General features: G+C 69.1%; 10 protein-coding genes and 1 pseudogene. 5 read left to right on the plus strand and 6 right to left on the minus strand.

Features of this window, described 5'->3' with window-relative positions; all coding sequences use genetic code 11:
* From AC1D15_RS07750 to AC1D15_RS07765, 4 genes and pseudogenes are all read left to right on the plus strand, one after another.
* Window positions 1-187, plus strand: a pseudogene (locus AC1D15_RS07750) (bb3-type cytochrome oxidase subunit III); the annotation flags it as partial.
* Between the two features lie 4 nt (window positions 188-191).
* Complete coding sequence (locus tag AC1D15_RS07755) at window positions 192-872, plus strand: heme-copper oxidase subunit III family protein (RefSeq protein WP_477825533.1); 681 nt, start codon at window positions 192-194, stop codon at window positions 870-872.
* Window positions 873-880: 8 nt separating this feature from the next.
* Window positions 881-1,195, plus strand: a complete 315-nt coding sequence (locus AC1D15_RS07760; RefSeq protein ID WP_047510671.1) for a cytochrome C oxidase subunit IV family protein — start codon at window positions 881-883, stop codon at window positions 1,193-1,195.
* Between the two features lie 10 nt (window positions 1,196-1,205).
* On the plus strand, window positions 1,206-2,114 hold the full coding sequence (locus AC1D15_RS07765; RefSeq protein ID WP_477825539.1) for a heme o synthase: 909 nt from the start codon (window positions 1,206-1,208) through the stop codon (window positions 2,112-2,114).
* On the opposite strand, the gene AC1D15_RS07770 is transcribed toward AC1D15_RS07765, so the two are convergent.
* The 4 genes from AC1D15_RS07770 to AC1D15_RS07785 form a co-directional block, all read right to left on the minus strand.
* The gene (locus AC1D15_RS07770; RefSeq protein ID WP_047510675.1) at window positions 2,090-2,530 is read right to left on the minus strand and encodes a CBS domain-containing protein; all 441 of its coding nucleotides are present in this window, start codon (window positions 2,528-2,530) and stop codon (window positions 2,090-2,092) included. The genes AC1D15_RS07765 and AC1D15_RS07770 overlap by 25 nt on opposite strands.
* 65 nt (window positions 2,531-2,595) lie before the next feature.
* Entirely contained in the window at window positions 2,596-4,152 is a 1,557-nt protein-coding gene (locus AC1D15_RS07775; protein WP_477825534.1) for a sulfatase-like hydrolase/transferase, read from the minus strand.
* Between the two features lie 21 nt (window positions 4,153-4,173).
* Window positions 4,174-5,142: a tripartite tricarboxylate transporter substrate-binding protein gene (locus AC1D15_RS07780; RefSeq protein ID WP_477825535.1), complete on the minus strand. Its 969-nt coding sequence runs from the start codon at window positions 5,140-5,142 to the stop codon at window positions 4,174-4,176.
* Window positions 5,143-5,167: 25 nt separating this feature from the next.
* Complete coding sequence (locus AC1D15_RS07785; protein WP_477825536.1) at window positions 5,168-6,133, minus strand: tripartite tricarboxylate transporter substrate-binding protein; 966 nt, start codon at window positions 6,131-6,133, stop codon at window positions 5,168-5,170.
* Between the two features lie 103 nt (window positions 6,134-6,236).
* Between AC1D15_RS07785 and AC1D15_RS07790 the strand changes: the two genes are divergently transcribed.
* Window positions 6,237-6,788, plus strand: coding sequence for a MarR family winged helix-turn-helix transcriptional regulator (locus tag AC1D15_RS07790; RefSeq protein ID WP_465114898.1), 552 nt, complete (start codon window positions 6,237-6,239; stop codon window positions 6,786-6,788).
* Between the two features lie 66 nt (window positions 6,789-6,854).
* Here AC1D15_RS07790 and AC1D15_RS07795 read toward each other — a convergent pair whose 3' ends face one another.
* Window positions 6,855-9,170, minus strand: coding sequence for a peptidase inhibitor family I36 protein (locus AC1D15_RS07795; protein ID WP_477825537.1), 2,316 nt, complete (start codon window positions 9,168-9,170; stop codon window positions 6,855-6,857).
* 323 nt (window positions 9,171-9,493) lie between these two features.
* Window positions 9,494-11,035, minus strand: a complete 1,542-nt coding sequence (locus AC1D15_RS07800; protein ID WP_477825538.1) for an alpha/beta hydrolase family protein — start codon at window positions 11,033-11,035, stop codon at window positions 9,494-9,496.
* Window positions 11,036-11,053: the final 18 nt, after the last annotated feature.

Consider the following 11,053-nt stretch of genomic DNA (forward strand, 5'->3'; position numbering starts at 1 on the left):
CCAGGTCGCCTGGGCCTCGACGATGCCCGCCGCGGCGTCGCCGCCGCCCGAGCCGGCGCGCGTGGCGCGGCGCATCGCGCTGTGCGCGCGCTACTGGCACTTCCTGCTGGCCGTGTGGGCGGTGCTGTTCGCCGCCCTCGGCGGGCTGACGCCGGACGTGGTCCGGTTCATCTGCGGCAGGGGGTGACACCATGAGTGCCGTCATCCACGACCCCGGCGCAGCGCCACCGCTCGGCTGGCGCGGGCTGGTCACCGACTGGTCGTCCGACCGCCAGGCGTTCCWCGTCGCCTGGGGCAAGGCGATGATGTGGTTCTTCCTGCTCAGCGACACCTTCATCTTCGGCTCCTTCCTGACCGGCTACATGACGGTGCGCACCTCGACCACGGTGCCCTGGCCCAACCCGAGCCAGGTGTTCGCGCTGCACGTCGGCGGCGCCGACGTGCCGCTGCTGCTGATCGCGATCATGACCTTCGTGCTGATCACCAGCAGCGGCACGATGGCGATGGCGGTGAACTGCGCGTACCGGCGCGACCGCGTCAATGCCGCGGCGCTGATGTTCATCACCGCCGGCTTCGGCGAGATGTTCGTCTGCATGCAGGCCTTCGAATGGACCAAGCTGATCCTCGAAGGCGTGCGGCCCTGGGGCAACCCGATGGGGGCGGCGCAGTTCGGCTCGACCTTCTTCATGATCACCGGCTTCCACGGCCTGCACGTCACGGCCGGCGTGATCTACCTGGTCGTGATCGCGGTGCGCCTGCTGCGCGGCCGCTACGACGGCGGCAACTACCAGATCGTCGAGATCGCCGGCCTGTACTGGCACTTCGTCGACCTGGTGTGGGTCTTCATCTTCGCGCTGTTCTACCTGTGGTGAGGTGTGCCATGACGACGGGAACCGGGCAACAGCATCCGATCGGCCTGTACCTCAAGATATGGGCGCTGCTGTTCGTGCTCAGCACGCTGTCGTACGGCGTCGACTACTTCCATTTCCAGGGGCTGCTGCGCTGGACCCTGATCGTGGTCTTCATGCTGCTGAAGGCGGGGCTGATCGTCGCGGTCTTCATGCACCTGGCCTGGGAGCGGCTGGCGCTGATCTGCGCGATCCTGCTGCCGCCGCTGTGCCTGCTGGTGCTGGTCGGGCTGATGGCGTCCGAGGCCGGCCACACGCACCTGACGCGCCTGCTCTTCTTCCGCTGAGGGCTGCCCCATCGATACCATCGCCTCCGTCCCGGCCGCCCGCGCGCCCTGGCGCAGCTACCTGGAGCTGACCAAGCCGCGCGTCGTCGCGCTGATGCTGTTCACCGTCCTCGTCGGCATGCTGCTGTCGACACGCGGGGCGTTGCCGTGGCGCGCGCTGGTCTTCGGCTCGCTGGGCATCGGCCTGGTGGCCGGTGCCGCGGCGGCCGTCAACCACCTGGTCGACCGGCGCATCGACGCGGTCATGGCGCGAACGCGCGGCCGGCCGCTGCCGCGCGGGACGGTGCGCGCCGGGCAGGTGATCGTGTTCGCGACAGGGCTGGGGCTGGGCGGCATGGTGTTCCTGCTGGTCTTCACGAACCCGCTGTGCGCCGCGCTGACCTTCGCGTCGCTGGTCGGCTACGCGGTGGTCTACAGCCTGTTCCTGAAGCACAGCACGCCGCAGAACATCGTCATCGGCGGCGCGGCGGGCGCGGCCCCGCCGCTGCTCGGCTGGGTCGCGGTGACCGGCCAGCTCGACCCGGGTGCGCTGCTGCTGTTCCTGATCATCCTGGTGTGGACGCCGCCGCACTTCTGGGCGCTGGCGATCCACCGCCGCGACGACTATGCGCGCGCCGAGGTGCCGATGCTGCCGGTGACCCACGGCGTCGCCTTCACGTCGGCGCGCATCCTGCACTACACCGTGGCCCTGGTGCTGATCACGGCGCTGCCGTTCGCGATCGGCATGAGCGGCCTGCCCTACCTGGCCGGTGCGATGCTGCTCGGCGGGCGTTTCGTCATGCTGGCATGGCGCCTGCGCCGCGACGTGCGGCTGGCGATGCCGGTGTTCCGCTATTCGATCGCCTACCTGTTCGGCCTGTTCGCGCTGCTGCTGGCCGACCATGCGCTGGCCGGTCAGGAATGGTCCCCGGCGATGTAGTGCTCCAGCTGCTCGATGATGAATTTCTGCTCGGAGATGATGTTCTTCACCAGGTCGCCGATCGAGACCAGGCCGATCAGCTTGCCGCTCTCCATCACGGGCAGGTGGCGCAGCCGGTTGTCGGTCATCAGCGCCATGCATTCCTCGCTGGTGTGGCGCGGGTGCACGTACATCACCGGGCTGGCCATGATGTCGCGCAGCGGCGTCTCGCGCGACGCACGGCCYTTCAGCGCCACCTTGCGGGCGTAATCGCGTTCGCTGACGATGCCGACCACGCGATCGTCCTCGACGACCACCAGCGCGCCGACGTTCGCCTGCGCCATCAGGCGCAGCGCGTCATAGACCGACTCGGCGGGGTCGATCGTGTGGACGGTCGTGTCGACCTTGGCCTTGAGGATGTCGGCGACGGTGGTCATGGCAGCTGCTCCCCGCTACGAACCTGGTCGTAGTGTGCGCCCGCACGGGGCCGGCCGCCAGGGGCCTACCACTGTCCGAAGTACACGCCGGCGCGCTTGTGCGCGTGGGTCCCGCGCTCGACCACCGCATCGCTGACCGTGGTGCGCCGCTTGCGGCGCGCGAGCCAGTCGAACAGCTGCGTGCGCAACTCGATGCGCCGGGTGAGCGTCCCCGCGTCGCGGCCCAGGTCGTGCATCTCGTCGGGATCCGACTGCAGGTCGTAGAGCTGCTCGGGTTCGTCGAGCCAGTACACGTAGCGCCAGCGCGCCGTGCGCAGCGACCAGGCGCGCGCGTTCTGCGGGCTCTTGCCCAGGCGCAGCCGCGCCTGCTTGAAGCTGTAGTCGAGCTCCGAGTACACGCTGTCGCGCCAGGCCGGCGTGCCGCCGTGCAGCAGCGGCAGCAGGCTCTCGCCTTCGAGGCGGTGTGCCGGGCGTTCGATGCCGAGCGCCTCCAGCACGGTCGGCACGATGTCCACGCTCTCGACGAAGCGCGGGTCGACGCTGCCCCGCGTGGCGTCGGCCGCCGGCGACGGATCGACCACGATCAGCGGCACGCGCTGCACCATGTCGAAGAACAGCTCCTTCTCGCCCAGCCAGTGATCGCCGAGGAAGTCGCCATGGTCGGCGGTGAAGACGATCAGCGTGTCGTCCAGCACGCCGAGCCGGTCCATGTGCTCGAACAGCCGGCCGAGGTGGTCGTCGAGCTGGTGGATCAGGCCCTGGTAGGCCGGCCGCACGGTGCGCACGCACTCGTCCATCGAGAAGCTGCGGCTCTCCTCGCTCTCGCGGTAGGCGGCCAGCACCGGATGCGCGTCGCGCAGCTCGGCCTGGGTGCGCAGCACCGGCAGGCATTGGTCGGGCGTGTAGAGCGCGTGGTACGGGGCCGGTGCCATGTAGGGCCAGTGCGGCTTCACGTAGCTCAGGTGCAGCACCCACGGCTCGTCGCCCACGCGCGACATGAAGCGCATGGCCTGGTCGGTCATGTAGGCCGTCTCCGAGTGCTCCTCGCGCACGCGCGCCGGCAGGTGCACGTTGCGCATGTGCCAGCCGCTGACGACCTGGCCGTTCGCGTCGACGGCCGAGATCACGTGGTCGCTCCACGGGTCGGCGCCGGCATAGCCGTGGGAACGCAGGAAGGCCGGGTAGCCGCTTTCGGCGCCGGGCGTGTGGTGGCCGTCGTAGCGGTCGATCTCCTCGAAGCCGCCGCGTTCGAGCAGGGCCGCGAGCTCGCTGCCGCCGTCGAGGTGCAGCCGCGCCAGGCCCTCGCGGTCCGGGATGACGTGCGACTTGCCGGCCAGCACGACGCGCCGGTCCGCGCCGCGCAGGTAGTCGCCGAGCGTCAGCTCGCCGATCGACAGCGGCACGCGGTTCCAGGTGGCGCCGTGGCTCGACGGGTAGCGGCCGGTGTAGTAGCTCATCCGCGAGGGCCCGCAGACACCGGAATTGACGTGGGCCTGCTCGAAGCGCACGCCGCGGCGCGCCAGCGCATCGATGTGGGGCGTGCGCAGCCAGGGGTGGCCGTAGCAGCCCAGGTGATCCCGCCGGAGCTGGTCGGCCATGATGAACAGGACGTTGCGCGGCATCGTGGACTCGCTCACCTCGTCTCAGGGCGCGAAGCCGGAGCGGCGCACCACCGGCTCCCACTGCTCGCGGAAGGCCTTGACCATCTTCGCGGTGTCCGCCGGCGTGCTGACCACCGGGGCCAGGAACAACGCATTGAAGGCCTGCTGGACGGCCGGCTCCTGCATCACGTCGTGGATCGCCTGGCCGAGCAGCTGCACCTTGGCCGGCTGCATCGAGCTGGGCGCGAAGAAGGCGTTCCAGCCGGCGGCGTCGACCTTCATGCCGGCCTCGCGGAAGGTCGGGATGTCTTTCGCGAAGCTCGCACGCTGCGTGCCCGACACCGCCAGGATGCGGACCTTGCCGGCGACGTGCTGCGGGTACAGCGAATCCAGCGTGTCGATGGCGATCGGCACCTTGCCGGCGACCACGTCGGCCAGCAGCGGCGCCGACCCCTTGTAGCCGACGATCTGCGGCTTGATGCTGAGGGCGTCGCCCGCCATCAGGCCGAAGAAGTGCGGCAGGCTGCCGGTGGCCGGCACGCCGAACCTGGTGTCCTGCGGATGGGCCCACAGCCAGCTGACGAGGAACATCAGCCGGTCCAGCGGCACCGCGGGGCCGACGGCGATCGCGAAGTCGTAGCTGGTCACCTGCGACACCGGCACGAAATCCTTGTCGGCGTCGTAGCCCGCCGCCTTGTTGAAGACGATCGGGGCCACCACCATCACCGCGGGGTTGGCCAGCAGCAGCAGGTTCTGGTTGGCCGGCGTGTGGCTGAGCTGCTGCGCGGCGAGCCGCCCGCCGTCGCCGGGGCGGTTGTCGACCGTCACCGCCACCCCGAGCTTCTTGCCGAGGTGCTCGGCCACCACGCGGGCCGCGCGGTCCGTGCTGCCGCCGGCCGCATAGCCGACGACGAGCGTGACCGGCTCGTTCAGCGCCTGCGCCGCAGCGGCCGAAGTCGCGAGCACGAGACAGCAGGCGGCCAGCGGCCGCCAGAGGAGGGGCAAGTTCAAGGGTTGTCTCCCGTTGTCGTGGTGATCAGGGCACGAAGCCCGCCCGCTTGACCACCGGCTCCCACTGCGCGCGGAAGGTCTTCAGCATCTGCGCCGTCTCGGCCGGCGTGCTGAGCACCGGTGTCAGGTACATGGTTTCGAAGGCCTTGCGCACCGACTCGTCCTGCATCGCGGTGCGGATCGCTTGGCCGAGCAGCTGGACCTTGGCCGGCGGCATGGATGCCGGTGCGAAGAAGGCATTCCAGCCGGTGGCGGCGACGTTGAAGCCGGCCTCGCGGAACGTCGGGATGTCTTTCGCGAAGCCCGCGCGCTGCGTGCCCGACATCGCCAGGATGCGCACCTTGCCGGCCGCATGCTGGGCATAGAGCGCGTCCAGCGTGTCGATCGCCACCGGCAGCTGGCCGCCCAGCAGGTCGTTGGCCAGCGGCGCCGAGCCCCGGTAGCTGACGATCTGCGGTGCGACCTTCACCGCATCGCCCAGCATCAGGCCGAAGAAGTGCGGCAGGCTGCCGGCCGCGGGCACGCCGAAGTTGGCCTTCTCGGGATTGGCCTTGAGCCAGGCCACCAGGTGCGGCCACTCGCGCACCGGCACCTCGCGGCCCACGGCCACCGCGAACTGGTAGTCGGCCACGCGCGAGACCGGCACGAAATCCTTGTCCGGGTCGTAGCCCACATCCTTGAAGACGAGCGGCGCCACCACCATCACGGCCGGGTTGCCCAGCATCAGCACGTTCTGGTTCGCGCCCGCGCGGCGCACCTGCTGCGCGGCGATGCGCCCACCGGCGCCGGCCACGTTCTCGACCACCACCGTCACGCCGAGTGCGCTGTGCAGCTTGTCGCCGATGACGCGGGCGACACGGTCCGAGCCGCCGCCCGGTGCATAGCCGACGACCAGCGTCAGCGTGCCGTCCAGCGCGGCCGCCTGGACGCCCCAGGAGGCCAGTGCGACACTGAATCCGGCGACCAGGCGCCATGAGAGCAAGGAACGCATTCAACCCTCCGTCACTTGGTGCGAATCTAGGTGACGGCCCGATGGTTGATCTAATCCATCATCTGCACGCATCGATGCCGCGTGCGAATCACGACACAGTCCGATGACCGCTCCCGTCACCGCCCGATCCCTGCTCGCGCCGCAGGGCCTCGACGACCTGCTGATGTACCGGCTGGCCCGCGTCGTGCGCGCCAGCGGCGGCATGGTCACGCGCCTGGTCGAGGGCGGCTTCGGCATCACGCGGCGCGAATGGGGCATGGTGGCGAGCCTGTACCCGATCGACGAGATCACTTCGTCGGCGCTGGCCGAGCGCCTGCAGCTCGACCGCGTGCGCACCTCGCGCGCGCTGCAGGGCCTGGTGAAGAAGGGGCTCGTGAACTCCCGGCGCAGTGCTGCCGACAAGCGCGTCGTGCACCTGAGCCTGGCCGACAGCGGCCGCCAGCTGTACGAGCAGCTGTTCCCGCGCATCGCGCAGCTCAACACCGAGCTGCTGGCCGCGCTCGACGCGGCGCAGATCGATGTGCTGGCCCACAGCCTGCAGCTGCTCGAAGCGCAGGGCCGCACGATGAGTGCGATGGGCCGCGTGACCGACAAGGCCGACCGCCGCACCGGCGGCGCGCGCCGGCCGTTCTCGCCGGCCGCGGGCCGGCCCTGAGCGCCCGCCAAAGAAAACGGCCCGCCGCTTCACAGCGACGGGCCGCGCTTCAGGCGCCTGCGGCGCTTACGGGAAGTTGATCACGTTCACCGGGATCGTCGACACGCCTTGTGCCGCCGCGCCGGTGTTGTTGACCACGTGGTCGATCACGCCCACGCCGCCCAGCGAGACCGTCAGCACGCTGTGCAGCTTGACGCCCGGCGTGGCTGGAACCTCGAAGCCGCGACCGGCGTGGATCTGCGGGTTGATGTTGAAGAAGCAGTACGCGCCGCCGCCCCACAGCTCGTGCGTCGTCACCGAATCGGCCACCTTGTACGCGGCATAGCCCACCGCGTCGCTGCGCCAGGTGGTCTGGCTCGGTGGGTCGTACGGGAACTCGTTCTGGAAGAAGATCGTCTTGCCGTTCTGGCCGTTCCAGATCACTTCGTACTTCTGGTAGTGCTCGACGAACAGGCCGGTGGCCAGCACGTCGTTGCCGTTCACGACCACGCCGGTGTCGGCGGTGTTGATGCCCCAGCCGGTCGCGGCGATGCCGTGGTCGGCGCGCCAGGCCCAGATGTGGTCGATGATCGTGTTGTGGCTGTTCACGATCAGGCTGTTGGTCGCCTTGCCCGACACCGCGCCGCCGATGCGGAAGAAGATGTCGTGGATGCTGATCGGGTTGGCCGCGTGGTTGYTCGCGGCCCCCGTCGGGCCGACCGTCAGCAGCGATTGGCTGTTCACGGTGCCGGCATCGAACAGCAGGCCGGCGATCTTGACGCCGTCGACATCGGCCACGCTCATCGGCACCACGCCGCCCGTCGGCACCAGGGCCGGGAAGCCCAGGCCCAGCACCACGGTGTTGGCCCGCGTGATGCGGATCGTGTCGTTGAGCTGGTAGGTGCCCGGCGTGAAGAACAGGTTCAGCCCTTGCGCCAGCGCCTGGTTCAGCGTCGCCGCGGTGTCGGCCGGCTTGGCCACGTAGAACTGGCTCATCGGGATCGAGCTGCCGGCCGTCGCGCCGTTGGCCCAGCTGGCGCCGGACGCATTGGTGCGCAGCGACGGCACGAACACGCGGTACTTGCCGGCGCTGTCGATGTACAGGTAGGGCTTGTCGCGCGAGAACGGCGTGGTCGGCAGCACCGTGTACACCGGCTGCGGGAAGGTGGTCGCGGCCGGGCCGCCCGGCACGCCGGAGAACACCATGTTCCAGACGCCGCCGGTCCAGCTGCCGAGGTTGCTGTCACGCGTGTACCACTGCTGCTGCGAGCCGGAGCTGATCTGGCCGTCGATCTTGCTGTCGGCGATGTAGCCGCCGCTCGCGTAGCCCTGGCCGCCGTCCATGTTCGACGGGCCCAGCGTCATGTTGCCCAGCACGTGGATGCGGCGCATCGGTGCGGCCTGCGAGACGGCCCAGCGGTTGGTGCCGCCGTTCGGCACGATCGACAGGTTCTCGGCGGAGCGCCAGAAGTTCTGCGTCGCGTTCTTCTCGTCGCCGAGGTTCCAGCCGCTGTCGACGTTGAGCGCACCGTTCTGGAAGCGCACGTCGTCGGGGTTCACGCCGAGGCCGGCCACCGTCGTGTAGAAGCCCAGGTTGATCCACAGGTCGTCGTAGGTGCCCGGCTTGAACAGGAAGGTGAAGCGCTGGCCGCCGAACTGGGCGGTCGAGCTCTTGTTCATCGAGTCGAAGGCGCTGTTGACCTTGGTGCGGATGGTGTCGATCGGCGTCGACGGCTCGAAGATCGAAACGTTCGGGCCGAAGTCCGGCGTGTCCGAGGTCGGCAGCGTGCTGCCGTTGGTCGTGATCTTGAACGACGAGGCCAGGTCGTTGAAACCGACGCTGCCGAGGTTCGGCGTGTCGCCGGTCAGCGTGACCGAACCGCCGCCGTAGTTGATGTCGTTGAAGAGCTGCACCTTGTAGCCGGCGCGCACCTTCACCGACGAGAAGCGGTCGTTCCACGTGCCACCGACCCAGCTGCTGTCGGCGTCGGCGCAGGTCACGGCGCCGGCGTAGTTGGCGTTCTCGTAGAAGCAGGCGATGCCGGTGGGCACCGGGTCGACCGGCGGGGTCGTGCCGCCCACCGTGTAGCTGAAGGCCGGCGTGTCATAGGCCGGGTTGCCGTTGTTGTAGGTGAACGAGTAGCCGAGCACGGTGCCTTGCGCCGCGTTGGTCACCGCCTGCTCATAGCGCGCGTTGGCGCTGGACCAGGTCATGCGCACGTTCAGCTGGCCGCCACCGTTGACGGTGTAGTGCGTGTCGACCCAGGTCGTGGCGACGGTGGATTTGAACCAGATCGTCGCGGTGCTGCCGGACACGGCAACGCCCTGCGTGTAGTCGGCCGCGCGGGCCGGAAAGGCGATGGCCGCGAGCAGCGCAGCGCAGGCCCACAAGAAAAGCGTCACCCACGACCCGGCGCCGTTCGCGCGCGGGCGGGGGACGCGGTGCATCCCTGCTGAAGTCAACATGTCGATCTCCGTCAAAGGCCGGCCCGGCGGGGCTGGCGGAATTCACGGGCGCAGTGGCTGCGCCCGCCGCATGAGGAACCGGCGCGGTGGTTTGTGTGCGGCGGGATTTGACGGCTGTTGTTGCTCTTCAGGCCACTTGGAACCGATTCCAAGGCGTGAATTTAGTGCAGATCGTGCAGTTGGGGATAGAGGGAAACCCGAAACAACGGTGCGGGGTTGTGGCGGGGTGTAAGTGGCTGCGGRTGATCACATGGCGGCCGTCAAGGCCGCGGTCGCAGGTTCTCCGCCAGGAAGGATTCGAGTTCCTGGAAGAACTGAATCCGGTAGGGCTGGTGGCTCAGCGCATGGTCGCCGAAGGCTTGGCGCACGAAGCGCACGGGCTTGCCCGCGTTGCGCAGCGCATCTGCCATCCATTCGCTCTGCTGCACCGGCACGATGCCGTCGGCACTGCCGTGGATCAGCAGCACCGGGGCCTGGATCTGCCGGGCCAGGTAGCGCGGCGAGATGGCCTTGAGATCGGGACCTCCGATGTAAGGCGAGCCCACCATCGCATCGTTCAGGAAACCACGGCCGCGCCGGTGGGCACGCCGCGACATCGCGGCCTGGTCGCTGACGCCGGCAAAGCTGACCGCGCAGCGGTAGAGGTCCGGCGTCAGAGCTGCACCCATCAAGGCGGCGTAGCCGCCGTAGCTCGCTCCGACAATGCAGATGCGATCGGCATCGACGATGTCCTTGGCGATCAGCCAGTGCAGGGCATCGGTCAGGTCGTCCTGCATCGCCTTGCCGCGCTGGCCGAAGCCGGCGGCACGGAAAGTACGACCCAGGCCCCACGATCCGCGGAAATTGACCTGCACCACCGCGTAGCCGCGATCGGCCAGGAATTGCGCCCAGTGGTCAAAGTCGGCGTCGTCGCTGGCGTCGGGGCCGCCGTGCGGCAGCAACACCGTCGGCAGGGGCTTGCCGGCGCTCGCATCCTTGGGCCGCGTCAGGTAGACGCCCAGCTCGAGGCCGTCGCGCGCGCGAATGCTGATCGCCTCCTTGCGGGCCAGCTGGTCCGGGTCGAGGTCCGGATAGGTCTCGGCGAGCAGGGCAAGCTCGCGGGTCTGCCGGTTGCCGATGAAGAATTGGCCGGGGATGCCGTTGCCGCTCGAGTACATCAGGTACCTCTGCCCGTCCGCACTGAACTGCAGCAGGCGATTGGCGCGCTCGGGGAGCGCACGATCGACGCGGGCCAGCAAGGCCTTCAATTCAGGATCCCAGACGTAGAGGCCGGAATCGCCCAGGCTCGCATCGCGTACGCCGAACACGTCACCCGTGGAGGGCGACACCAGCAAGGAGCCGGCGATGTCGCGGTCCGGATCGCTGAGCAGCAGGTGAAGCGCCAGCGCGGGATCGGAGAGGTCGACGCGGTAGACCGCCAGCCGCCCCTCATGCTCGGCGCGGACATAGAGCTGCTGTGGATCGCGACCGAACCCCAGGGGCCAGATCTCCTTGCCACTGAGCAGCTTGAAGTCCCACAGGGTCCTCCAGTCGGACCCTTCCGCCGATCTCTCGACGATGCGCACCGATGCCTCGTCCCTCCGGATGCCGATGCGCACGCGATGCGCCTGGTCGACCACCCAGTCCTCGACCTCGGTGCGACCCGCCTGCACCAGTCGCGAATCGCCCGATCTGACATCCAGGCGATAGACATCGGGCGCCAACGAGCCGTCCTCGACCAGCACATGGCGACCGTCCGGCAGCACGTCCAGCAGCGAGAAGTTCGACTGCAGCCGCACCGGATCGGTGTTGTCGAAGCGCACCGACCACAGCAGCGAGGC

This window comes from Rhizobacter sp. P2_H2 (assembly GCF_056403375.1).